The sequence below is a fragment of the Desulfovibrio sp. OH1186_COT-070 genome, assembly GCF_003860215.1.
Classification (GTDB): Bacteria; Desulfobacterota; Desulfovibrionia; order Desulfovibrionales; family Desulfovibrionaceae; genus Desulfovibrio.
The window spans coordinates 25,137-45,031 of record NZ_RQYH01000015.1; the positions used below are offsets into that span (position 1 = coordinate 25,137).

Genomic DNA, 19,895 nt, shown 5'->3' on the forward strand with positions numbered 1-19,895 from the left:
TGGGGTCCGCCCGATCAGGCCTTCGCAGCCTTGGCCGCGGCCTTGGCATCACGGATGCTCTGCTTCAGACGCTGGGCGCGGCGCTGACGGCGGCGGTCAAGTTCTTTTTTCCGTTCGATTTTCTTGTGAGCCATGTTTTCCTCCAGATATGTTTGGACGCCAGAGTCGTCCTTGGGTAGTTCTTTTTTTTGCAAAAGTCCAGATGCGGGGCTGCGTCAGGCGTCAAAAAATCCGGTGGGACTGCCGCCAACGCGCACCTCGCAGGGCCAGAATCCCGCCTCCCGCAGCACGGTTTCCACCTGCTCTCTCCATGCGTCCGGCAGAAATTCCGCTTGCAACAGAGGTTCGGGCCGCAGGCGCAGGCGCAGATCCCCCAGTCCTCCTGCTGCCCCGCCAAGGCTTTCCAGCTTTTCTTCCGCACGGGCCAGCCGCAGGAGAAGATCTTCCCGTGGCGCAAGTCCGTACGCCAGCCGGGTCAAAAGGCAGGGGCGGGCGCGCTGATCGGGCCTGTCCAGACCTGTGCCCCGCGCGACCACGCGCACAACTTCCTTGGACATGCCCGCTTCCGCCAGCGGCGAACGCACGCCCCCTTCAGCCAGCGCCCGCAGGCCCGGCCGCAAAGCCAGCACATCATCGGCATTGGTTCCGTCGCAGAGCACTGCCTCCGGCCAGCGCGCCAAGGCCCGCCGCAAGGCTGCCACGAGCCCGCGCTTGCAGCCGTAGCAGCGCTGGCGGCTGTTGCCCGCCACTTCCGGCGCGGGCAGCGGATTGTAGTCCACAAGCAGCAGGTGCAGGCCGTGTTGCCGCGCCCAGGACTGGGCAAGCAGGCTCTCCTGCCGGGGAACGTGCGGCCCGTGGGCATGCAGGGCCACCACACGGCAACCACACAGCAAAGCCGCATGGCAAAGAAAACGGCTGTCCAGCCCGCCGGAAAAGGCCACCGCCACTTCCGGCAGATTTCCGAGCAAGGATTGCAGGGCAGCCGCCCGCTCCCGCGCCGCCACAGGCATGACGTTTTTTCCGGCCAGCAGCATCGCTTTCCGGATCTACCAGACCAGACGCACTTTTGCGCCGTGCGCGGCCATATGTTCCTTGCACTGGCGTATGGTGTACTGCCCGTAATGGACAATGGATGCGATGAGCGCCGCGGAAGCTCCCCCCTGGCTGACGGCTTCCAGCATGTGCTGCGGGCTTCCCGCGCCCCCGGAGGCAATGACAGGCAGCGAAACCGCGTCCGCAACGGCTCTGGTCAGGGCAAGCTCGTAGCCGTCTCTGGTTCCGTCGGCATCAATGGAATTGACGCACAATTCTCCCGCGCCCAGATCCTGGCAGCGGCGCGCCCATTCCAGTGCGTCCAGGCCGGTGCGCCTGCGCCCCCCGTGGGTGACAATTTCGTAGCCCGACGGTATTTGCGGGCTCACGGGCACGGCCAGAACATCCATGCCCACCACGATAGCCTGGGAGCCAAAGGCCTCCGCGCCCTGGCTGATCAGGCCCGGATTGCCCACTGCGGCGGAATTGACGGAAACCTTTTCGGCTCCGGCCCGCAAAACCGCGCGCATGTCCGCCACGCTGGCAATGCCCCCCCCCACGGAAAAGGGGATGAAGATTTCCTGTGCCACGCGCTCCACCACGTCCAGAAAAATGCCGCGCGCCTCGGCCGAGGCCGTGATATCGTAAAAAACGATTTCGTCCGCGCCTTCCTCATAATACCGGCGCGCACTTTCCACAGGGTCGCCGATATCCTCATTGCCTGCAAACCTGATCCCCTTGGTCAGGCGTCCGTTGCGCACGTCAAGGCAGGGGATGACCCGCTTACTGAGCATGGCGCGCCTCACAGTAGGCAAAAAAATTGCGCAGCACGGTCAGTCCGGGACGGCCGCTCTTTTCGGGGTGAAACTGGACGGCCCACAACCCGTCACGCCCGTGGACAGAACAGAATTCCCGCCCGTAGACGGTGACAGCCAGCACACAGGCGGGATCGGGCTGCGCGTAATAACTGTGCACAAAATAAAATTCCGCCTCCGGATCCAGACCGGCCAGCAGGGGGGACGGGGCTGTCGTCCGGATGCGGTTCCAGCCCATGTGCGGCACCGGAGCGGGAGATCCGTCCTCCTCGCGCATGTGGTCGTCAAAGCGACGGCATGTGCCCGGCAGCAGACCGAGCGTGATGGCGGCATTTTCTTCGCTGCTTTCCAGCAGAATCTGGCAGCCCAGGCAAATGCCCAGCAGGGGCTGGCCTGCATCCGCAATACGGCGCAGTTCCCTGTCCAGCCCTGTGGCGCGCAGCCGCTGCATGGCCTGCCCCGCAGCGCCCACACCGGGAAAAATCACTCCCCAGGCGCGGCGCAGCACGGCAGAATCGTCCGTAACGGCGCAGGGTATGCCCATATGTTCCAATGCGCGGCGCACACTTGTCTGGTTGCCCGCGCCGTATTCCACAATGGCCAGCATGACGTGTCCTTGTTGTATGGCGCCGCCGGTTCTGCCCGGAGCAGAGGCAGCATACGGCTTTCCCGCCGGGGAGGCAACGCAGGCCCGGCGTATCCCTGGAATTTTTTGTCAGCCGCGCACCTGGCGGCGCACCAGAAGATACGTCGCCAGTGTTGCAAGGCCGGAAGACGCGATGAGCAGTGCGGTGGAATGAAAAATGTCCCCGATGCCCGCCAAAGGCGAAACCACCGCTCCGACAAGGAAAGGAAAAAATCCCAGCAGTGCGGATGCGCTGCCCGCATGCCGCCGCCCCGCTTCCATCGCCAGCGCGGAAACAGCGGGCAGGATCACGCCGGAGCAGAACAGGAGCCCGAAAAATCCCGCCTCCACAAGGGCCACATGCGCCCGCAGGCTCAGGCACACAAAAACACAGGCCGACAGGACGAAAATGCCCCCGCAGCCTGCGGACAGCGATATTCTGTCGGCAAGCCTGCCGCCGATATGGGAGCCGAGGGCAAGGGCCGCGCCGTTGGCGGCAAAGCACAGGCTGAAGACAAGAGGGCTGACGCCGTAAAAGGTCTGGAAAAGAAAGGGAGATGCGGCAATATAGGCAAACATCCCCGCAAAGGCGAAAGATTCCATGAGCACAAAGCACATGAACAGAAAATTTCTGCACATTTTTCCGAAAACGCGAAAACTTGCAAAAATGCCCTCCTGCACGCGGTCTTCGTTGCGCAGCGATTCGCCCAGGCGCAGGCAGAGCGCAAACAGCCCCACGCCAAGCAGGGTCAGAAAGAAAAAAATTCCCCGCCAGTCCATATATTCAAGCAGAATGCTGCCCAGCACAGGCGAAACAATGGGAGCCATGCCGTTCACGGTCATCAGCAGGCCGAAAAAACGGGTCATTTCGCGCCCGCGATACAAATCCGCGGCAATGGCCCGCGAAATGACCACGCCGCCCGCAGCGGACAAACCCTGAATGCCCCGCAGCAAAACGAAGATCTCGATGGTGGGAGAAAAGATCAAAAGCACGGTGGCTGCGGCATAGGCCAGCAAAGAAAGCAGCAAAGGCCGTTTGCGGCCCCATTTGTCGCTGACAGGACCAAGCAGCAACTGCCCGGCGGCAAGACCGATCATGGCCGTTGTCAGGCTGAGTGCGTCATGGGCGCGCTGGTATGAAAAAATTCCGCCAGTTGCGGCAGTGCGGGCAAATACAGGTCAATGACAAAGGGGCCGAATGCAGAAAGTGTGCCCAAAAGAAGCGCCAGAGAAAATCTTCCGTGTATTGCGGACGCCATTTTTTATCTCGCAAAGGTGGAAAGGCTGCGGCAAGGCAGCGCTCCGGAACAGGGATGCCGCGCCGGACAGAAGCAGCGGAACAGACAAATCTCGGTAGCGCATGACGCGCACGCTGTAAACTCCCCGAGCCTGTGCCGAAAGGCACCTGCCTTTGGCACGGCGAAAAAAGTGATGACAACACTCATAATCACGATTATAAAAAAATCGTGATTATGAAAACTTCTCGTTCCGGCCCCGCCGAAAATGCTGCCCAACCCCGCTTTGCGCCGTCCGCACACTGCCCCGGCAAGGCCGGGATTCCGGAGGGAGGTTCGCATGCTTTTTCCCGCCGCGGGTATTGAATGCCATCCGCTGTTGCCGTTTTCCGTAGCCTTGGGCGTTTCCTTTTTCACTTCCATGGGGGGCATTTCCGGCGCTTTTCTGCTCCTGCCGTTTCAGATGAGTGTGCTCGGTTATGTCAATCCCGGCGTGAGCGCCACAAACCAGTTCTTCAACATTCTGGCCTGCCCGGCGGGGGTCTGGCGCTACTGGCGCGAGGGGCGGCTTGTCTGGCCCCTTGCGCTGACCGTGGCGGCGGGCACGCTGCCCGGCGTTCTGCTGGGCGCGCTGATCCGCATCCACTGGTTGCCCGACCCCCGGAATTTCAAAATTTTCGCGGGGCTGCTTCTGCTGTACATCGGCGGGCGCATGCTGGGCGGGCTTGGGCGAGACCGCGCACAGCGTGAGCGCGCAGCGGGATGCCGGAATGCGGACGGCACTCTGGCCGTCTGCCGTGTGCCCGTATGGAACACGTGCGCAATCGAAATTTGCTTTCAGGACCATACCCGCACGGCATCCACGCCGGGTCTGGCCTTCCTGAGTCTCGTGGTCGGCCTGGCGGGAGGCATTTACGGCATCGGCGGCGGAGCCATCATGGCGCCTTTTCTGGTTTCCTTTTTTCAGCTTCCGGTCTATATCACGGCTGGCGCGACGCTGCTGTCCACATTTCTGACCTCGGTGGCCGGGGTCACGTTCTACAGCCTGCTCGCGCCCCTCTGTCCGCACGTTTCCGTAGCCGCAGACTGGCGCCTTGGCATGTTGCTGGGCCTCGGCGGCATGTGCGGAATGTATCTGGGCGCGCGCTGCCAGAAGCATGTTCCCGCTTTTGCCCTCAAGGCTCTGCTGGCGGTCATGCTGCTCGGCCTTGCTCTGGCCTACCTCGGCCGCGCCCTCTAGGCCCGGCGCGTCGCGCCGCCGGACAAGGACTGCCATGAATACTGCTGCGCTGCCCATAGGCATTTTCGATTCGGGCATGGGCGGACTCACGGTTCTCAAGGAACTGGCGCAACGTCTGCCCCATGAAGATCTGCTCTATCTGGGCGATACGGCCCGCCTGCCCTACGGCACCAAGGGACAGGAAACCATTATCCGCTATACCCTCAAGGCCGCGCGCAAACTTGTGGACATGGGCGTCAAAATGCTTGTTGTGGCCTGCAACACAGCCACCGCCGCCGCCCTGCCCAGTCTGCGCGCGCATTTTGCGGCCATACCTGTTCTGGGAGTGGTGGAGCCGGGAGCGCAGGCCGCTGTTGCCGCCAGTTCCAACAAACACATTGCCGTTATCGCCACAGAGGCGACCATTGCCGGCGGCGCCTACCAGAAGGCCATTGCCCGCCTGTGCCCGGAAGCTGTCATTACCGGGCGCGCCTGCACCCTTTTTGTGCCGCTGGCAGAAGAAGGCTGGATGGACGGCCCCCTGGTGGAAGGCATTGCCCGCCGCTACCTGGAAGACATTCTGCCCCTGACCGGATGCGGAGAAAAAACACACAACGAGCCGGACACCCTCCTTCTGGGCTGCACGCATTTTCCCCTGTTGCAAGACGCCATGCGCAACATCCTTGCGCCACAGGTGCGCATTGTGGATTCCGCCGCCACCACCGCAGACTGTGTTGCCGCAGAACTCCGCCTCCGGAAAATGGCGCGCCCCACTCCCGGAGGCGAACACCGCTTTCTCACCACAGACAATCCTGCCCGTTTTGCCCGTACCGGAAGCCTTTTTCTGGGGCAAAGTCTGGCGGAAGGGCGCATATCTCTGGTGGATCTGTAGCATGCTTCCCCCGAGCATGCTCAATATACTCAATAAGTTCCATATAATACACACCAAACCCCGCATGCCGGGACAGACGCGGCGAAATCCTGTGCGGGATGCGGCCCTGTTTGAGAATGACGTGCTTTTTCATTGACATGCAACAACCACTGGCGTATGAACAGTCCTGTTCTGCCCGCATGATGCGCGGTTTTGTTCACGGTTCCCCTGCCAACGGGAATACGGGATGGTCCGGCTATTTCCTGCAGGACAGGAATACCCAAAAACTCTTTTTCACGGAGCAAAGATCATGACGAAAGCTGAGCTTGTTGAAAAAATTTATGCCAAAGCCAGCCTACCCACCAAGGCCAAGGCAGAAGAAGCTCTGGAAGCCGTGGTGGCCTCCTTGCGTGAAGCTCTGGCTGCGGGCGAATCCGTGACCTTTACCGGCTTCGGCAGCTTCAAGGTGGTTGAGCGCGCAGCGCGCAAAGGACGCAACCCCCGCACCGGCAAAGAAATCAACATTCCCGCCAGCAAGGTTGCCAAATTCACTCCCGGCAAGGGTCTGAAAGACGCCATCAAGTAGCGTATGCTCCAGAACGCGTACATCTATTTGGCGGAGAAAAATTTGACAGGGTCAGCGTTAGGAAAAAATCAGGCGCTGGCCCTGTTTTTGTCATGTCGGAATCAGGCCCCGCCCGCACGGATGAGCGTTCGGAAACAAAAGACGCCCCGCCGGAACCAGCCATGAATACCGCGCGCGCCACCACAAAACCGGACTGCGAAAAACGGCGTATCCTGAAAATCTTGGGAGCGCTCCTGTGTATTGCGTGCATGGAAACCGCACTCTACCATGCGCTGGCCTTGCCGGCGAGGCAGGGCCCGACCAAGGCCGCCGCCCTGTCGCCGCAGGAGACCCACGCCTACATGCGCGCCACAGCCGGGCTGCTCATTGTTGACGTGCGCAGTCGGAAAGAATTCGCCGACGGGCACTTGCCCGCTGCCGTCAATATCCCCCTGTATGCCTTTCCATCCCGGATAAAAAGCCTTCCCCATGACACGCCGGTACTGCTGCACTGTCAGTACGGCTACAGATCGCTTCAGGCCTACAAGCTGCTCAAACGCCTTCGTCCTGACATCACAGAAGTCAGATATGTGACAGGACGGGTGCTCCCGCTTGTTTCCTCCGCCAGTTCCGGCACGCAAAACCGCTGACCTGTCGGCGCCCTCTGCCCCGCGCGCATGGTCGGCCGCATGCCGGGTATGCCCGTTATTCCCTCATATCTTCCTTTTCCCTGCTTTCTTCCGCAAAAAAAAGAACCAGCAGAGCACTCCTGTTGCACGTTTCCGTCTTGCGCAGCAGTTGCCGGATATGCGTCTTGAGTGTGTTTTCGGAAATGTGCAGCCGGGCGCAGACAGCAGCGGTATCGCACCCTTCCAGAAGCAGCCACAGAACATCTCTTTCCCGTGGGGAAATGCCGTACTTCAGGGCAAAGTCCGCAACCCGGTCCGTCCGGCGCCAAACATTTCCCCTCACGGCCTGCGCCACGGCAAGGGGCTCTTCCCGCTCATCCGCATGGCCCGGTGCGGGCATGTTCACCATTCCCGACAGCGTAAGCGCATACTGGATGCGGGCGCTCACATAGCTGAACGCGGCGGTCAAAAACAGGCAGCCAGAGGCTACAGGCACTGTGCCCGGAAAGCTTTCCACTGTGCGGGATACTCCCAGAAAAGCCGCAAGCATGGTCACATAGGGCACAGCCGCAATCAGGCCCTTGCGGGGAGAATTTTTTCCGATCTGCGCAAAAACAAGAAGAAAATAGACTGTGGCAATGCCCCTGCAGGAAAGGTCTATGGCGTAAATGCTCCAGTATACGACCGTTCCTTCAGACACCACAATCAAAACCGGCGACAGGATGACCCCACCGATGCAGGCAAGCAGAATCCGCATGTCGGCCCCGTACCTGTCGATCAGAAGGCCTGCGATGGGATAGACAATCCATATGTAGAGGTGCACCTGGGCGGGGATGGGAAAAACCTGAGAGTGGATTCTGTAAAATGTGATGTCAACAAAGGAATCCAGCAGAAAAAAGAGCAGGGCGATGGTTGTCAGGTAACGCAACGAGGTGAGCGCCTGCCTGCTCAATCCTTCCTGCCCGTTGCTTCTTTCTCTTTCCTGCGGGGCCTGTTTCTCCCGGAACAGGCAGGCTGTCGCCGCGCCGCCTCCCGCACACTGGAGAACCAGCAATGTCCAGTGCATGGCCTCCACAGACAAGGGGAAAACGTACAGGAGCAGCCAGAAAAAATCTCCGCAGGCAAAGACAATGCCGACATGAAAGCCGGGGGAGGAACTGCGCGCGAAAAAGGCCTCCAGAAGCGGGGGCAGGAGCATTCCTCCCCAGAAGCAGGCTCCGCAAGTAAAAAAGGCATTGCCCTCCACCGCGCTCCCGGCCCACAACGCCGCGCTGATGAAGGTGAACAGCGCAATGCACAACGGAAAAAGGCGCTTGAGGGACTTTGTGGAGAAAAGCAGCCCGCCCAGCAGTATGCCGCCGCAAAATCCGGCAAGCGCTCCCTGAAGCTCAAAGGAGAGGCTTTCCCCTCCCCTCCCTTCCAGAAAAACCACAAACTGCGCCGCCAAAAGGCAGGCCATGCCCGCGCCGGACAGAAGCGGCAGCTTTTTTGCGCCTGACGCCATCAACTCTCCCGGATTTTTTTACCGGCACACAATAAAACCCATGCCTCCGCAAGGGTACCCTACGCCTTCCCCCGGCCGATGCCAAGAAAAAGGCAACAGCAATACCCCCGGTTGCCCGAACCAAGGTTCGGGCAACCGGGAAAGCCGCCTCTTCATGGCGTCTGCCCGGTGCGGGCAAGCCGCGCTCCCGGTCACTGCCGCATGGGCATGACGCCTTCGCACAATGCGCTGTTTACTCCAGATTGGCCGTGCCGTCGCCGCGCAGCGTGATTTTGCGCACACCGGTCAGGTCAAGGTTCTGCCAGTTCACCTGACCACCCTCACCGTCAACAGCGATGAGTTCCCAGCCCTTGGGGCTGCCGCTGATATTGATCTTCAGGCCTTCACCGTTGGCCAAGGTGTCGTCGCCCAGAAGATCCTTGGCGTCACCGCTGGAATTGGAATCCACGAGGCCCAGTTGGTGGATGGTGAAGCCCGTGCCGTTGGCGACAATGATTTCCTGGGCAAAGGCTCCGCCCACGCTGAAGGCACAAAGCAACAGACCCGCCGCAAAAGAAAAGAAAAAACGTTTCATGCGGTGCTCTCCATAAAACTGCTTGGGGGATAAAAATGTTTGCCGCCATGCCGACACTGTTATTCCGGCATGGCCTCCATGGCGTCCATGATGGTTTTGGAAGAATTTTGGGCGCAGAAGCTGCCAAGGTGGACTCCCAGCTTCTCCATCCACGCGTCGCTGATGAGGGTATTTCCGCTTTTTCCGCTCATGTAGCCATCAATCCACATTATCATCATGCTCATATGCTCTTTGGCGTCCAGAAACTCCTTGCAGGTAATCTTGGCCATATCCTGATCCGCGGCATGGCTTGCCACGGGAGCCCCACCGAGCATGGTGACGGCCAGAGCCATCAAAAGAAACTTTTTCATCGATTCCCTCCTGAATAATATGCAAACAGCCCGAGCATACGGCCCGGAGGACACAGCGATCCCGGCACGGCTCCCAGAGAGCTTTCGGCCAACGCTGCTGCTCATAGCCACAAAAAATCTACACTGCCAAGAACTTTTTTGTACATCACCCCCGACGCGCATTTTGGCTCTGCGCTCTCACCCTTCAGGATGATACTCCCCGAAAATCTTTTGCTGACAAGAAATTTTCAGCATATGCATCTGAGGGCAGAGACATATGCGCCGTTCTTTCAGGCGCAGCAAACTGATCGTACGAGCCTCCCACAGGGGAACCGGATTCTGGAAGGACGCCAGTTTGCGACGTTCGACAATAGCAGAGGTCCGCCCTTGCAGGTTGGCGAAACGGCGGCAGGCGAGCTATGGATCGCAGGAAACAGGTTTGTGGCTGTGCGCGACTGGCCGCTCACGGGTACACGCCCGCTGGCGGATAATTGCTTTTGGCAAAAAATGGGACGGTGCCACCCCGACGGCAGGGCTATTTTTCCACAGGAAAGACCAGGGCTTCATACCAGAGGAGACGGGCTTCAGAGTCTTGCCAAGCGCCTTGCGGCAGCCCGGCCTTGCGGCAGAGGTTTTCCAGATAGGCATGCCTGTCCCAGCCCTGTTCCACAGGAACCTGCGGCAGAAAAACGCCGCTTCTCCCACGGCAGGAGAGCACAAGGCCGTGGCGTCCCACCTGGATGGCATGGAGATCAGGGCAGGGCGTCAGTTGCCCCAGAACAGAAATTTCCAGATGAACCCCGGGCCACTCCTCCCGCGTCAGGGGGGGAAAGCGCGGATCTTCCAGGGCTGCTGCCCGTGCCATGCGCCAAACATTTGCATACAGGGGCTCCTGCCCCACAATGCTGCCGATACAGCCCCGCAGATTCCCGCCGCACGTCAGGGTGACAAAAGCTCCCAGATACAGGCGCAGTGCCGGTGTCATTCGCGATGCCTCCGGGGCGGGAGAAGACGCTCCCCCCAAGGCAGATTCGATGGATGCGCGGGCCAGACCGCCCAGCAGAGATTTTTCTTCGGCGGAAAGCTGAACGTCCGTCATGCTCCCTCCCAAACAAGAAATGCCACAACAGACGCTGCGGCATAACTTGTGGCGTGAACTGCAAAAGACCGTATTCTTGACGTCAGGCCGCTGTGTGCCCCGAAGGGAGCTTGGCGGCGCGGCTTTCGGAGCTCTGCGACAGGGGGAAAGCCTAGTCCTCGCCTTCGGCGTGCGACTGCTTGCCAGCACCCTTCAGGCCGTACATGGTGGTGGATCCGGAAGACCAGAACTCCAGAATTTCTTCGTTGACCAGAGCGGTCAGGATTTTCTTCACCTCGCGGGGGCCCTTGTCAGGGAAAAGATCGGTGAAGTCCTTGAAATAGAATTTGGACTTGGAGCCGGATTTGCTCTTCAGAAAATCAACGATAACGTCTTTTTCGGCAGCCATGGCGGTTTCTCCTGGCCCGGCGGCGCATTTCGCGCCGCCGGGGTTGAACATATGAAGCCTAGAACTTGAACTGCGTGCTCTGCCGCCACGTGTAGTAGGCGGGATCACGGAAGTCGTCAATGAGGTGGTGGGTGAACTCAAGACCGGTCAGCTTGAAGAAGGTTTCCCAGCCGATGCGTTCCGCCCAGTCGCCCAGGCGCTCGTACTTGTTGGCATTGGCTGCGTACACTTCAACAATGTGCTTCACGGTCTTGGTCAGGCTGGGCCAGCGGGGCGGTTCGTTGGGAATGTAGCCCACAACGACCTTGGAGAACTTGGGCATGGAAATGCGGTTGGAAACCTTGCCGCCCACCATGATGGCAATGCCGTCGCCCTCGCCGTCGGAAATGGGCAGTGCGGGGCACATGGTGTAGCAGTTGCCGCAGTACATGCAGCGGTCTTCCTTGATGGCAATGGAGTTCACCTTCTGCCCGTTGTGCTCCACCTTGGTGGGACGCACGGCGGCAGTGGGACAGGCGGCCACGGCCAGAGGAATTTCGCAGAGCTGGTCAGCCCATTCGTGGTCAACCATGGGCGGTTTGCGGTGGATGCCCACCAAGCCGATATCGGAGCAGTGCACCGCGCCGCACATGTTGATGCAGCAGGCCAGGGCAATACGCACCGGAGCAGGCATGCGCATGCTCTGGAAGTCCTCGAAAATGGCGTCCATCACGCACTTCACCGGGCCGGAGGCATCGGTGGCGGGGGTGTGGCAGTGCACCCAGCCCTGAGTGTGCACCATGTTGCTGATGCCAGCGCCGGTTCCGCCCACAGGGAACTTGAAGGACCCGCCGGGGAACTTCTGGCTGTTGAGGTCGTCCCGCAGCTTTTTCATGGCTTCTTCGCTTTCCACCATGAATTCCACGTTGTTGCGGGTTGTCCAGCGCAGATAGCCGCCGCAGTGTTTGTCGGCCATATCGCACAGTTCACGAATGTGGGTAATGGACATGGTGCGGGTGCCGCCCACGCGCACGGTGTACACCTTGTCGCCGTTTTCGGCCACATGCATCAGCACGCCGGGTTCCAGAATTTCATGGTAGAGCCACTTTCCGAAGTTCTTCTTGATGACCGGCGGAAAGTATTCGTCGTATTTGTGGGGGCCGATGTCGGTGATGCGGCCTTCCATCGGTTTCGCGGGATTGTATCCGGAAGAAATAAAAGCCATGTTCTTTTCCCCCTATGACTAGCGTTGATGGCGGTTGCGGTAAGCGGCAAGATCGCGCTCCCAGCCGCCGGGCACTTCTTCTTCCTTGAAGAAGATGTACGGGTTGGAACGCGGTTCCTTCACATGGTAGGCGGCGGCCGGAGTGTCGGTAACTTCCAGCAGTTTCTGGAAGGACAGGCGCTTCATGGTTTCACCCACGCGCTCACGGTTCTTGCCTTCTTCCATCCACCAGTCCCAAATCTTTTCGATAACTTCCTTGACGTCGTCATACGGGGCTTCGCAGGACACAAAGGGAACCAGCAGGGAGCCCATCTGCGCGCCGTCCACCACCGGAGCCTTGGCGCCCACCAGGATGCTCGCGCCACGCTCGTCACCAATGCGCAGAGCGCGCGGCATGGTGTTGATGCAGTGCATGCAGCGCACGCACTCGGCGGTCTTGACGGACAGCTTGGAGCCGTCCCACTTGATGGCCTTGGAGGGGCAGCGCTCGATGACTTCCTTCTGGATGTCGAACTTGCCCCAGTCGCGCCCGGCGTGCGCGCCGGCATTGGGGGCGAACTGCCCGGCAACATAGGCCTTCACGGCTTCCTGGTCGATCTTGATGTCGTCCTTCCAGGTACCCACAACGGCAAAGTCGGAGCGGGCCATGGCACAGACGCAGCCATTGGGGCAGCCGTCAAACTTGAACTTGAACTTGTAGGGGAAGGCCGGACGGTGCAGTTCGTCCTGATAGTCCATGGTAAGCTGGTAGCACATGTCCTGGGTGTTGTAGCAGGCAAACTCGCAGCGGGACTGACCAAGACAGGCTTCGGGGGTACGCAGGTTGGAGCCGGAACCGCCGAGGTCCACATTCATCTTGTGGGTGAGCTCGTGGAAAATTTCTTCCAGCTGCACGGTCTGGGTGCCCAGCAGAACGATGTCGCCGGTGGATCCGTGCATGTTGGTGATGCCGGAGCCGCGCAGATCCCAGATGTCGCACAGATCGCGCAAAAACTTGGTGTTGTAGTATTTGCCGGAGGGCTGGGCCACACGCATGGTGTGGAAATGCGCCACGCCGGGGAACATTTCGGGCTGGTCGCAGTACCGGCCGATGACGCCGCCGCCGTATCCGAAAACGCCCACGATGCCGCCGTGCTTCCAGTGAGTTTCCTTGTCTGTGTAGGAAAGCTCAAGTACGCCCAGCAGGTCTTCCGGGCTGTCCACGGGAATCTGGTAGTCAAGCCCTTTGGGATTTTTGGCCCGCATGGCCGCTTCTTGTTTGATGTCGGACACAAAGCTCGGCCAGGGGCCGCTTTCCAGCTGGTCCAACAGGGGGGTTGCATGTTTCGCCATTGCCATACCTCCACATGGTTTGTTGTAGCATGCGCCCACGCGTGACGTGCCGGTCAAACGGGCGGTCCGCGATCTTTCCGACGGTTCTTGCCGGACAAGGCAAGTGCCGCACTGCATCCCGTAACAGAGGGAAACACCGGGATCGCTGACAGACAAGCCTGATCCCGACCCTTCTGCCGTTCAGGCCGCAACGCGGTCATTTCGATCTATACACCGGATTCGTGATAAAGACAACCGGCACAGGCAGAATTGGCAAAATCCGTTTCCGTGTCCGCCAGACAAGGCTTTTGCATTCCCCACCGCTCTCCCGGAAAAATTTTTTTCACAACGAGATTCCGCTTCTTTTGTTCATTTTGGCGCAATCTGGCAACACCACCTTGGCAAAAAGGCCGATTTGGGCATACACTGGCGCCGTGCACAAGCAAAAATCCCTTTGCCGCGCCGCGTGTGCGCAGGGAATGCCCGTGCGAAAAAGACAATCCCGCGCAAAGGCGGGGCTTTGGCTGACCCCTCGCGCGCTTGTGCGCACAGAGGTCGGCTTTCCGGAAGGGAGAGAATGCAGGGATGAAAGACGAATTGGGCTTGTATTACCATCCGCAGGCAGGCAACAGGCTGGCGCGCGTTTATGTGCGCCGGGGGGCTGATGGTGAGGTGGAGTTCCGGCTTTGGCGGGCGGACCAGCCCGAAGTATGGGAGCGCCACCCCTGGATCAGCCTTTCCGTGGTGCGCAGCGCGGCCAGCCTGTACCGGCGGGAGCGCGATGCCGCGGCCAATCCTCTGGCGCTCTATGACATTGCCGTGGCCAAGGCCCTCCTCCAGGAGGACGAGGCGTGAAAGGGCGCTGGCTTTTCGGCGACAGGGATTGTCTGGTGCGCGATCTGGTGCGCGACTATTGCAAGGTATGCGGCATCCTGACCGATCAGCGCCGCCGCTTTGAGGCCGACGGAACCGTTTCCTTCACGGCACTGCGCTCCCTGCTGGGCGAAGCCATCCGCAAGGGGGTGTTCTGGCGTCTCAAGGATACGGCGCACCATCTTTTTCGCGGCAGTTCACGGGCCGCGGACACGGCCACAAACACGGTCACAGACGCCCCGCCGCACAACAGCGCCGAAAAAAACGCTCTGGGCGCGGTTATCGACTGGTGCGTGGGCTACGCCTTCCACGAATGCGTCAAACTCAGGGAAGACGCATTCCAGCGCCAGCACTACGCCAACCGCCTTGCGCAGATCGGACGGCTGGAACAGGTGGCTCCCGACATTTTCAACCCCCTGCGGGGTCTGGCCGGGCAAACCGGTGAAAGTTCCTCGCGCGAGCTTGCGCGCATCAGCCATGTGCTCGGTCACGGCCTGCGTGTTCTCACCCTCTACCTTGCCGGAGAAAACCTGAACCGCCCCCTGGCCCGCTGGCTGGTCTGTGAGGACAATCTGGCCCGCCAGGCCTTTGGCCAGGAATACGAAAACCTGCTCTTTTCCCTGTATGGCGAAAACCGGGAGCAGATGTATGTCATGGCAGCCAGGGATTTTCTCGATGCCGGGCGGCATGAACCCGCGCGGACAATGTTGCTGGAGGCAAAAGCAAAAGGTTTTCTGCAGGCGGAAGGCCAAGGTTTTCTGGCCCGTCTGGAAAGGGGAGATGAGGAGCCGGGTATGGGCATGTGCTCGGTATGCGACAGAAAGCACTGCCTCCCCGCCCTGTTCCGCGCCGGAGAAAACCGCCCGTGAAAAATATGCGCCGCTTCCTGATGCCGTGGTTGGCTCTCCTTGTGGGAGCGAGCCTGCTGGCCGGGTGCGGCGGGGGCTCCTGGCGGCAGGGGGGCATCGCGGGCACCAAACCCTATACCGTGCAGGGCAAAACCTACTACCCTCTCGCTTCGGCCCGCGGATTCGTGGAGGAAGGCATTGCCTCCTGGTACGGAGAAAAATTTCACGGCAAAACCACGGCCAGCGGCGAACGCTACAACCAGAACGCCATGACGGCCGCCCACAAACTGCTCCCCTTGGGCAGCAGGGTGCGCGTTACCCATCTGGGCAGCGGCCGTTCGGTTGTTGTGCGGATCAACGACCGCGGCCCCTTTGCCGGAGGCAGGGTGATTGATCTCTCGCGGGGCGCGGCCATGCGCCTGAACATGCTCCGGGAAGGGACAGCCCGTGTGCGCGTCCGGAGCCTGGACGCCGCAGACAAAAAGAGGGCTGCCGGCAGGCGGTAGATGCGCTGCGGCTACAGGTTTGCGGCGTACCAGTCCCCCGCCAGGCGCAGGCCCTGCCGCACGTCAAACTGCGGATCATAGCCCAGCAGGCTCCGGGCGCGGTCAATCGAGGCCAGAGAGTGGCGTACGTCCCCCGCGCGAAAATCCCGGTGCACGGGGGAGGCAGAAGCCGCTTCGGGCTTGTGACGCACGACTTCCTCCCTGATGAGGGCAAAAAGCTCGTTGAGGGTGGTACGCTGCCCAAAGGCCACATTGTACACCTTGTTGCGGGCCTGGTCCGGGGCCAGGCTGGCCAGCAGGTTGGCCTGAACCACATTGTCAATGTAGCAGAAGTCGCGGCTGGTTTCGCCATCGCCGTTCACATGGACGGTTTCGCCCTTGAGCAGGCTGGCAAACCATTGGGGAATGACCGCGGCATAGGCTCCGTACGGATCCTGCCGCTGGCCAAAGACATTGAAGTAGCGCAGGCCGATGGAGGAAAATCCGTAGCAGCGGTGAAAAACATCGGCATAAAGCTCGTTGACATACTTGGTGACCGCATAGGGCGAAAGCGGGCTGCCGATATTGTCTTCTTTCTTGGGCAGTTCGGGCGCGTCTCCGTAGGTGGAGGAGGAAGCGGCGTACACGAAGCTCTGCGCACCGGCATCGCGCGCGGCCACCAGCATGTTCAAAAAGCCCGTGATATTGCAGCTGTCGGAGAGCAGCGGGTCGTCAATGGAACGCGGCACAGAACCCAGAGCCGCCTCATGCAAAACGTGGCGCACATCGGCGCAGGCCGTGCGGCAGGTGTCGAGGCAGCGGATGTCGCCCTCAATGAAGGTAAAACGCTGCCAGGCGTCCCCCCCCACCAGATCGCGCACCATGTCCAGATTTTTCTGATGCCCGGTAAGAAAATTGTCCAGCCCCACGACCGTCTGCCCGAGACGCAGCAGGCATTCAAGCAGGTTGGAGCCGATAAAGCCCGCTACTCCGGTCACCAGCCAGCGCGCGGGTTGCGCGGCAAGGCGTTCGCTCAACTGTGCATAGGCGTTCATGTGTGCATCCTGTGGCAGAAATTTTGTGCGCGCCAGAGCGCGGCAGGCAGATAGTAGCCCCCGGCCCCTCGGCTTGTAAAGATTGAATCACCCACGCCCTCTCTTTTCAGGCGCATTGTATGGTGGTATTGTCCGCCCTGCGGGGATGGAGCAAAGGACAAGGCATGAAAATCGTTGTTTTGGGCAATCAGGTCAAGGCCATGCGCAACTTCTGGAGCGTCCTGATCCGGCAGATGCGCGGGGCGGGGCACGAGGTGGTCTGCTGCGCTCCTGTCGGTGACGCTGTATCCCGAACGGCGCTGGAGGCGCTGGGCGCACGCCTGGAGCAGTATCCTCTGGACCGCAAGGGGCTCAACCCGGTGCGCGATCTGCAAACACTGGCCGCGCTGTTGCGCTTTTTCCGGCGGGAAAAGCCCGACCTGCTTTTTGCCTCCACCATCAAGCCCGTCATTTACGGCTGCCTGGCTGCCCGCGCTGCGGGAGTGCCCCACATCTACGCCACCATCACGGGGCTGGGCTATGCTTTTGAGGCCGACACCCCGCTCAAGAAATGCGTCAACCGGCTGGGGCGCCTGCTGTACCGCGCCGCCCTGTCCGGGGCCGAAGGCGTGTTTTTTCAGAACGACGATGACCGGGAAATTTTTTTTCGCTCCGGCATTCTGCCAAGGACAGCCCGTGTGCTCAAGGCACGCGGCACCGGTGTGGACACAGCCCGCTTTGCCCACGCGCCCCTGCCCGGTTACAGCCCGGATGGCCGCGGACGGATGGACTGCCCGCCAGTTTTTCTGCTGGTGGCCCGCCTGCTGGAGGCCAAGGGCCTGCACGAATATGCCGCCGCCGCACAGGAGCTCAAGAGCCGCTATCCCCAGGCCCGCTTCCAGTTGCTGGGGCCGCCGGAGCAGGGGCTGGGCAGCGTCAGCCTGGATCAGGTTCGCGCCTGGCAGAAACAGGGCATTGTGGAATATCTGGGAGAAACCGCCGATGTCCGCCCCTATGTGGCGGCCGCCCATGTGCTGGTGCTGCCTTCCTGGCGGGAAGGCACCCCCACATCTGTCATGGAGGGCATGAGCATGGGACGGCCCGCGGTGGTCACGGATGTGCCGGGCTGCCGCGAAGTTGTGCGCAACGGCGTCAACGGGCTTCTGGTACCTCCGGGAGATACGCGGGCCCTTGCGCAGGCCATGGAAAGTTTTCTTGTGGATCCGGGTGCCATCGCCCGCATGGGCCATGCCGGACGCCAGATGGCCGTATGCGAATTTGACGCGGAGAAAGTGGCCGTCGGCATTCTTGAAGACATGCGCGTGCCCACGCGCGAGGACTCTCTATGATCAGCAAATACCGCATGGCACTGTTGCAGGTGCTGGATGTTTTTTGCCTTCTGCTGGCCCTGTCCCTCACCAGCCTGGCGACCATTGAGCCGGGCCTGAGCATTTTTCAGGACTATACGGGCGCGACCCTGTTCACCTTTTTTTTCTACATGCTTTTTTTCTATATCCTCAACGCCTATGCCGTGGGAACAGAGGATTTTCGGGAAACCACGGGACGGGTACTGGTGGCCTGCATTCTGGGCATCATTTTTTCGGCCACAGCTTCCTACGCTTTCCAGCATTGGCGGTTCGACCGTGAAACCAGCCTTGTGCTTTTTGCCCTTTCCTTTGTTTTTTCTCTCGGCTGGCGCTGGCTGTACCGCCTCAACGCCCACAGGCTGACCCATCCCCTGCGCGTTCTGCTTGTGGGCGTTGACCGTGCGGGCAAGGTACGCCAGCTTCTGGCCGAAGGCCTGCCCCAGGCGGAAATTCTGGGCTACGTTGGCGAAAAGGATCAAGGGCCGGACGCTGGCCCGTGCCTTGGCCCGCCCTTTCTGGCTCTGGACATCGCCAGAGAAAAACACGCGACCATGATCCTGCTGCTGCCCGATGCCCCCATTGACGATGACATCGCCCACGAACTGCTGGAGGCCAAACTGCGCGGAACCATGGTGGTGGACATCCGCAGCTTTTATGAGCATGTGGTGCGCCGTCTGCCGCTTTCACAGATCAACGACGAATGGCTCCTCCAGACAGAAGGTTTTTCGCTCAACACGCGCGGCTCGCTGCGGCGTCTCAAGCGTGCACTGGACGTGCTCATCTCTCTGGTGCTTCTTGTTCCGGCAACGCCCGTCATGTTGCTGACAGCGCTCATCGTGCGTCTGGAATCGCCGGGTCCGGTCATTTACCGGCAGGATCGCGTGGGCCTGTTCGAAAAGGAATTTACGGTCTACAAGTTCCGCTCCATGCGCTCCGATGCCGAAAAGGACGGAGCCGTGTGGGCCAGCGCCAATGATGCCCGCGTGACCCGCTTTGGACGCTTCATCCGCAAGGTGCGCATTGACGAGCTGCCCCAGATATGGAACATCCTCAAGGGAGACATGAGCTTTATCGGGCCGCGCCCCGAACGCATGGCCTTTGTGCGCAAGCTCAAGGAGAACATCCCCTGCTACAGCCTGCGCCACACGGTAAAGCCCGGCCTGACCGGCTGGGCACAGGTCTGCTACCCCTACGGCGCGTCCGAGGAGGATGCCCGGCGCAAGCTGGAATATGACCTCTACTACATCAAGAACATGTCCCTGCTGCTGGACATCAGCATCATCTTCAAGACCGTGGGCGTGGTGCTGTTTCCCAAGGGGGCGCGGTAGCTGCAATTATCGGGAGAGCCCGCGCTCCTTACGGTACAAATCCAAGGCCACGGTCTATATTCCGCTGATGCTCTTTCTGAACGGCTTTGATGCACTCCGTTCGTATGGCGTAATACGCGTTTTCAGCGGGAACACAGCGGGCACTTTTGAAACTGTTGATAAAGCCGCAGACAGAATTTGCCGTTGCGTCAAAAGCCCTGTCCTTCATTCTCGTACCCTGCATTTTCAGCCTGACAATGCTTGGCATGAATCGCTCTTTTACCCGTTCAGGATCAGAGCATTCCAGAAACTGTTTTTGCAGCATGTCCATCGCCCCAAACACCTGGAGTGTTTTTTCCTTGTCTGCAACATGAAATGCAGAATCATGCTCTTGCGCAATTTTTTCGAGTTCAAATAGCTGAATATAATCTTTTTCTTGTAAGTTTTTTTCAAACTCTTTTCTTATCGACAAAAGAATTTCAGAATGAATGCTCCACCGGCTAAAGCCGGTGGTATCGGGCAACAGCTAAAGCTGGCGATTGCGGATGAAATCCGCCGACAGCTTGGCGGGCTGGCAAAAG

At 60.2% G+C, this 19,895-nt stretch carries 23 protein-coding genes; 9 read left to right on the plus strand and 14 right to left on the minus strand.

What is annotated here, in order from left to right:
- Positions 1-215 precede the first annotated feature (215 nt).
- The 5 genes from EII23_RS06775 to EII23_RS13140 all read right to left on the minus strand — a co-directional run bounded on the left by EII23_RS06775 (position 216) and on the right by EII23_RS13140 (position 3,731).
- Positions 216-1,034, minus strand: a complete 819-nt coding sequence (locus EII23_RS06775) for a PP-loop family protein (protein ID WP_260424628.1) — start codon at positions 1,032-1,034, stop codon at positions 216-218.
- Positions 1,035-1,046: 12 nt separating this feature from the next.
- Positions 1,047-1,826 (minus strand): imidazole glycerol phosphate synthase subunit HisF, encoded by a 780-nt coding sequence (hisF, locus tag EII23_RS06780; protein WP_124792635.1) that lies wholly within the window; start codon positions 1,824-1,826, stop codon positions 1,047-1,049.
- Entirely contained in the window at positions 1,816-2,454 is a 639-nt protein-coding gene (gene hisH, locus EII23_RS06785) for an imidazole glycerol phosphate synthase subunit HisH (RefSeq protein ID WP_124792636.1), read from the minus strand. Before hisH ends, hisF begins: the two co-directional genes overlap by 11 nt.
- Positions 2,455-2,562: 108 nt before the next feature.
- Positions 2,563-3,570: a Bcr/CflA family efflux MFS transporter gene (locus EII23_RS06790; protein WP_221620368.1), complete on the minus strand. Its 1,008-nt coding sequence runs from the start codon at positions 3,568-3,570 to the stop codon at positions 2,563-2,565.
- Positions 3,571-3,578: 8 nt separating this feature from the next.
- A complete protein-coding gene (locus EII23_RS13140) occupies positions 3,579-3,731 on the minus strand; it encodes a hypothetical protein (protein ID WP_221620369.1) in 153 nt (50 codons plus the stop codon).
- Positions 3,732-4,047: 316 nt separating this feature from the next.
- Between EII23_RS13140 and EII23_RS06795 the strand changes: the two genes are divergently transcribed.
- The 4 genes from EII23_RS06795 (at position 4,048) to EII23_RS06810 (ending at position 7,012) form a co-directional block, all read left to right on the plus strand.
- A complete protein-coding gene (locus EII23_RS06795; RefSeq protein ID WP_124792637.1) occupies positions 4,048-4,947 on the plus strand; it encodes a sulfite exporter TauE/SafE family protein in 900 nt (299 codons plus the stop codon).
- Between the two features lie 34 nt (positions 4,948-4,981).
- On the plus strand, positions 4,982-5,818 hold the full coding sequence (gene murI / locus EII23_RS06800) for a glutamate racemase (RefSeq protein WP_124792638.1): 837 nt from the start codon (positions 4,982-4,984) through the stop codon (positions 5,816-5,818).
- Positions 5,819-6,107: 289 nt separating this feature from the next.
- Positions 6,108-6,383: an HU family DNA-binding protein gene (locus tag EII23_RS06805; RefSeq protein WP_124792639.1), complete on the plus strand. Its 276-nt coding sequence runs from the start codon at positions 6,108-6,110 to the stop codon at positions 6,381-6,383.
- A gap of 161 nt (positions 6,384-6,544) precedes the next feature.
- A complete protein-coding gene (locus tag EII23_RS06810; protein ID WP_185702325.1) occupies positions 6,545-7,012 on the plus strand; it encodes a rhodanese-like domain-containing protein in 468 nt (155 codons plus the stop codon).
- A 55-nt stretch (positions 7,013-7,067) separates the two neighbouring features.
- On the opposite strand, the gene EII23_RS06815 is transcribed toward EII23_RS06810, so the two are convergent.
- The 7 genes from EII23_RS06815 to dsrA form a co-directional block, all read right to left on the minus strand.
- Positions 7,068-8,495 (minus strand): response regulator transcription factor, encoded by a 1,428-nt coding sequence (locus EII23_RS06815; RefSeq protein WP_124792641.1) that lies wholly within the window; start codon positions 8,493-8,495, stop codon positions 7,068-7,070.
- A gap of 232 nt (positions 8,496-8,727) precedes the next feature.
- Positions 8,728-9,069, minus strand: a complete 342-nt coding sequence (locus tag EII23_RS06820; RefSeq protein WP_124792642.1) for a hypothetical protein — start codon at positions 9,067-9,069, stop codon at positions 8,728-8,730.
- Positions 9,070-9,128: 59 nt separating this feature from the next.
- The gene (locus EII23_RS12910) at positions 9,129-9,419 is read right to left on the minus strand and encodes an HdeA/HdeB family chaperone (RefSeq protein WP_185702326.1); all 291 of its coding nucleotides are present in this window, start codon (positions 9,417-9,419) and stop codon (positions 9,129-9,131) included.
- 514 nt (positions 9,420-9,933) lie between these two features.
- A complete protein-coding gene (gene amrA, locus EII23_RS06830; protein ID WP_124792644.1) occupies positions 9,934-10,497 on the minus strand; it encodes an AmmeMemoRadiSam system protein A in 564 nt (187 codons plus the stop codon).
- 151 nt (positions 10,498-10,648) lie between these two features.
- Positions 10,649-10,885 carry a dissimilatory sulfite reductase D family protein gene (locus EII23_RS06835; RefSeq protein WP_124792645.1) on the minus strand — a complete coding sequence of 79 codons (237 nt, stop codon included), beginning with the start codon at positions 10,883-10,885 and terminating at the stop codon, positions 10,649-10,651.
- Between the two features lie 58 nt (positions 10,886-10,943).
- Positions 10,944-12,089: a dissimilatory-type sulfite reductase subunit beta gene (gene dsrB, locus EII23_RS06840; RefSeq protein WP_124792646.1), complete on the minus strand. Its 1,146-nt coding sequence runs from the start codon at positions 12,087-12,089 to the stop codon at positions 10,944-10,946.
- A gap of 18 nt (positions 12,090-12,107) precedes the next feature.
- The gene (gene dsrA, locus EII23_RS06845) at positions 12,108-13,421 is read right to left on the minus strand and encodes a dissimilatory-type sulfite reductase subunit alpha (RefSeq protein ID WP_124792647.1); all 1,314 of its coding nucleotides are present in this window, start codon (positions 13,419-13,421) and stop codon (positions 12,108-12,110) included.
- Between the two features lie 564 nt (positions 13,422-13,985).
- Between dsrA and EII23_RS06850 the strand changes: the two genes are divergently transcribed.
- From EII23_RS06850 to EII23_RS13405, 3 genes are read left to right on the plus strand one after another with little or no spacing between them, the layout of a single operon-like run.
- Positions 13,986-14,255 carry a hypothetical protein gene (locus tag EII23_RS06850; RefSeq protein WP_124792648.1) on the plus strand — a complete coding sequence of 90 codons (270 nt, stop codon included), beginning with the start codon at positions 13,986-13,988 and terminating at the stop codon, positions 14,253-14,255.
- The gene (locus tag EII23_RS06855; protein ID WP_124792649.1) at positions 14,252-15,142 is read left to right on the plus strand and encodes a hypothetical protein; all 891 of its coding nucleotides are present in this window, start codon (positions 14,252-14,254) and stop codon (positions 15,140-15,142) included. The genes EII23_RS06850 and EII23_RS06855 overlap by 4 nt, the downstream gene beginning before the upstream one ends.
- A 5-nt stretch (positions 15,143-15,147) precedes the next feature.
- On the plus strand, positions 15,148-15,627 hold the full coding sequence (locus tag EII23_RS13405) for a septal ring lytic transglycosylase RlpA family protein (RefSeq protein ID WP_124792656.1): 480 nt from the start codon (positions 15,148-15,150) through the stop codon (positions 15,625-15,627).
- An 11-nt stretch (positions 15,628-15,638) separates the two neighbouring features.
- On the opposite strand, the gene EII23_RS06865 is transcribed toward EII23_RS13405, so the two are convergent.
- Complete coding sequence (locus tag EII23_RS06865; protein ID WP_124792650.1) at positions 15,639-16,661, minus strand: NAD-dependent epimerase/dehydratase family protein; 1,023 nt, start codon at positions 16,659-16,661, stop codon at positions 15,639-15,641.
- 164 nt (positions 16,662-16,825) lie between these two features.
- On the opposite strand from EII23_RS06865, the gene EII23_RS06870 reads away from it, so the two are divergent.
- The gene (locus EII23_RS06870) at positions 16,826-17,989 is read left to right on the plus strand and encodes a glycosyltransferase family 4 protein (protein WP_124792651.1); all 1,164 of its coding nucleotides are present in this window, start codon (positions 16,826-16,828) and stop codon (positions 17,987-17,989) included.
- Positions 17,986-19,335, plus strand: coding sequence for a sugar transferase (locus tag EII23_RS06875; protein WP_124792652.1), 1,350 nt, complete (start codon positions 17,986-17,988; stop codon positions 19,333-19,335). Before EII23_RS06870 ends, EII23_RS06875 begins: the two co-directional genes overlap by 4 nt.
- A gap of 28 nt (positions 19,336-19,363) precedes the next feature.
- Here the strand turns inward: EII23_RS06875 and EII23_RS06880 are convergent, their stop codons facing one another.
- Entirely contained in the window at positions 19,364-19,786 is a 423-nt protein-coding gene (locus tag EII23_RS06880; RefSeq protein ID WP_221620371.1) for a hypothetical protein, read from the minus strand.
- Positions 19,787-19,895: the final 109 nt, after the last annotated feature.

Bases quoted from the DNA above. Each gene is read 5' to 3' on its own strand.
- EII23_RS06775 (WP_260424628.1), bottom strand. From the start codon at position 1,034: ATGCTGCTGGCCGGAAAAAACGTCATGCCTGTGGCGGCGCGGGAGCGG.
- hisF (WP_124792635.1), bottom strand. From the start codon at position 1,826: ATGCTCAGTAAGCGGGTCATCCCCTGCCTTGACGTGCGCAACGGACGC.
- hisH (WP_124792636.1), bottom strand. From the start codon at position 2,454: ATGCTGGCCATTGTGGAATACGGCGCGGGCAACCAGACAAGTGTGCGC.
- EII23_RS06790 (WP_221620368.1), bottom strand. From the start codon at position 3,570: ATGATCGGTCTTGCCGCCGGGCAGTTGCTGCTTGGTCCTGTCAGCGAC.
- EII23_RS13140 (WP_221620369.1), bottom strand. From the start codon at position 3,731: ATGGCGTCCGCAATACACGGAAGATTTTCTCTGGCGCTTCTTTTGGGC.
- EII23_RS06795 (WP_124792637.1), top strand. From the start codon at position 4,048: ATGCTTTTTCCCGCCGCGGGTATTGAATGCCATCCGCTGTTGCCGTTT.
- murI (WP_124792638.1), top strand. From the start codon at position 4,982: ATGAATACTGCTGCGCTGCCCATAGGCATTTTCGATTCGGGCATGGGC.
- EII23_RS06805 (WP_124792639.1), top strand. From the start codon at position 6,108: ATGACGAAAGCTGAGCTTGTTGAAAAAATTTATGCCAAAGCCAGCCTA.
- EII23_RS06810 (WP_185702325.1), top strand. From the start codon at position 6,545: ATGAATACCGCGCGCGCCACCACAAAACCGGACTGCGAAAAACGGCGT.
- EII23_RS06815 (WP_124792641.1), bottom strand. From the start codon at position 8,495: ATGGCGTCAGGCGCAAAAAAGCTGCCGCTTCTGTCCGGCGCGGGCATG.
- EII23_RS06820 (WP_124792642.1), bottom strand. From the start codon at position 9,069: ATGAAACGTTTTTTCTTTTCTTTTGCGGCGGGTCTGTTGCTTTGTGCC.
- EII23_RS12910 (WP_185702326.1), bottom strand. From the start codon at position 9,419: ATGAAAAAGTTTCTTTTGATGGCTCTGGCCGTCACCATGCTCGGTGGG.
- amrA (WP_124792644.1), bottom strand. From the start codon at position 10,497: ATGACGGACGTTCAGCTTTCCGCCGAAGAAAAATCTCTGCTGGGCGGT.
- EII23_RS06835 (WP_124792645.1), bottom strand. From the start codon at position 10,885: ATGGCTGCCGAAAAAGACGTTATCGTTGATTTTCTGAAGAGCAAATCC.
- dsrB (WP_124792646.1), bottom strand. From the start codon at position 12,089: ATGGCTTTTATTTCTTCCGGATACAATCCCGCGAAACCGATGGAAGGC.
- dsrA (WP_124792647.1), bottom strand. From the start codon at position 13,421: ATGGCGAAACATGCAACCCCCCTGTTGGACCAGCTGGAAAGCGGCCCC.
- EII23_RS06850 (WP_124792648.1), top strand. From the start codon at position 13,986: ATGAAAGACGAATTGGGCTTGTATTACCATCCGCAGGCAGGCAACAGG.
- EII23_RS13405 (WP_124792656.1), top strand. From the start codon at position 15,148: ATGCGCCGCTTCCTGATGCCGTGGTTGGCTCTCCTTGTGGGAGCGAGC.
- EII23_RS06865 (WP_124792650.1), bottom strand. From the start codon at position 16,661: ATGAACGCCTATGCACAGTTGAGCGAACGCCTTGCCGCGCAACCCGCG.
- EII23_RS06870 (WP_124792651.1), top strand. From the start codon at position 16,826: ATGAAAATCGTTGTTTTGGGCAATCAGGTCAAGGCCATGCGCAACTTC.
- EII23_RS06875 (WP_124792652.1), top strand. From the start codon at position 17,986: ATGATCAGCAAATACCGCATGGCACTGTTGCAGGTGCTGGATGTTTTT.